Annotated in this window: 1 pseudogene; it reads left to right on the top strand. The window is 56.2% G+C overall.

The window, feature by feature from the left end:
• Nucleotides 1–466, top strand: a pseudogene (locus tag ABEA23_RS05670) (NADP-dependent phosphogluconate dehydrogenase); the annotation flags it as partial.

The following is a 466-nucleotide window of genomic DNA, read 5'->3' as shown; positions in this document are numbered from 1 at the left end:
TCTTTGGCTGGGTTGGAGCCGGCTCAGCAGGCTGGGGTTTTCCGGGAGTGGAACACCACTGATTTGGCGTCGTATCTGATTGAGATCACTTCTGCGGTACTGGAGCAGGAGGATGAACTCACTGGTCGTCCGTTGGTGGATGTCATTGTTGATTCTGCTGGGCAGAAGGGCACTGGTCGCTGGACTGCTATTTCGGGTCTAGAGGTTGGTTCCCCGGTGACCACGATTGCTGAGTCGGTGTTCGCCCGTTCGATCTCTTCACAGCGTGAGTTGCGCGCGGAGACGTCCCGGGTCTTCTCTGCTGGGATTAATGGTGTGGTCAGTGCTGAGGAGCTTTATGCAGAGCAGGATGCTCAGCAGGACTTCGTGGAGGATGTGCGTAAAGCGCTTTATGCCTCGAAGTTGGTCTCCTATGCGCAGGGCTTCGATATGCTCACTGCCGCTGGATCTGAGTTCGGTTGGGAGT

The organism is Nesterenkonia rhizosphaerae, assembly GCF_039544555.1.
GTDB lineage: Bacteria > Actinomycetota > Actinomycetes > Actinomycetales > Micrococcaceae > Nesterenkonia > Nesterenkonia rhizosphaerae.
The sequence above is the reverse complement of the archived record's forward strand: the minus strand, read 5'-3'. Positions and strand labels throughout refer to the sequence as shown.